Genomic DNA, 1,086 nt, shown 5'->3' with positions numbered 1-1,086 from the left:
CCGTGCCCACTGGGGCATTGAATCCATGCATTGGATTTTAGATGTCAGTATGGGTGAAGATGCTTGTCAGATTTATAGAGAAAACGCTGCTGAAAACATGGCAGCATTAAGACATATGGCACTGAACATGCTCAGAGCAGAGTCAACCAAGATTAGTGTACCGATGAAACAGAAGCGGTGCATGATGAAGCCCGCCTACTTGGAACAAGTTCTTATTGCTGGATTTTCATCAATGGATAAATATTAACCATTAATGCGGACGCCCTGACTTCGTGCACTTATTCAAAGTGCTGCCGATGCGATCGCCACAAGATGATCTAACCGATCTTATGCCGTGGGCGCTGGAAATCGATGAGGCTGAATAAGGCCTCACTGCTTAATTAGACGCTTACCTTACTTTGATATGTGTGCAGTCTATTGGAAATTTGCGGTAGAGCTTACAAATCGACCTTTACAGACCAGCCAAGTAGTGAGGTAGAATCAATCGTCCAACATGTCATTAGGTGTGCTTACACAAAATTCCAGTCAGAGTACGACAGATTATATTAACTGATTACGAAAGAGTATCGATATAAGCGCCATTTGTATTCAGTGGCGCTTTTTTATTTAATACAAATACTTAACCCTCGTAACGTTGTTTTCTGTTCCATTGGTGCACCCCTGTTAGGAAGCTTGGATTCAAGTACGAAGTGCGACACCACTGAACAATAAAACAGTGAGATGCGATAATCATGAATTTGCTCCCGCCAAGAAGTGAAAAACCATGAGATATACGCACCTCACTGAGATAGAAAGGTATATGATTTCTGCTCTGAGAAAGCAAGGAATTAGTGTCGATAAAATCGCCACACAACTAGGTCGTCACAGATGTACTATTTATCGTGAATTCCAACGGAACTCGCGATACAACGCATACCGACCAAACCCGTCTTACCAACCTGCTCGCGCACAACAAAAAGCTCGAAGTAGACTTAGTCGTTCAAGGCGAAATAAGCGTTACTGTAAAACTGACTTTAGGTTGGCTGAAGCCTTATTGAAACTGGATTGGAGCCCAGATCAGATCGTTGGCTACTTAAGATTAAGAGT

Annotated in this window: 2 protein-coding genes; both read left to right on the top strand. The window is 42.7% G+C overall.

What is annotated here, in order from left to right:
* On the top strand, window positions 1-247 hold a 247-nt coding region (locus RH88_RS01050), incomplete at its 5' end, for an ISAs1 family transposase (RefSeq protein WP_005592849.1).
* A gap of 516 nt (window positions 248-763) precedes the next feature.
* Window positions 764-1,086 (top strand): helix-turn-helix domain-containing protein (locus RH88_RS22800; RefSeq protein WP_138944238.1); only part of this gene is annotated, 323 nt, incomplete at its 3' end.

Source organism: Vibrio scophthalmi LMG 19158, assembly GCF_000222585.1.
In the GTDB taxonomy this organism is placed as follows: domain Bacteria; phylum Pseudomonadota; class Gammaproteobacteria; order Enterobacterales; family Vibrionaceae; genus Vibrio; species Vibrio scophthalmi.
The sequence above is the reverse complement of the archived record's forward strand: the minus strand, read 5'-3'. Positions and strand labels throughout refer to the sequence as shown.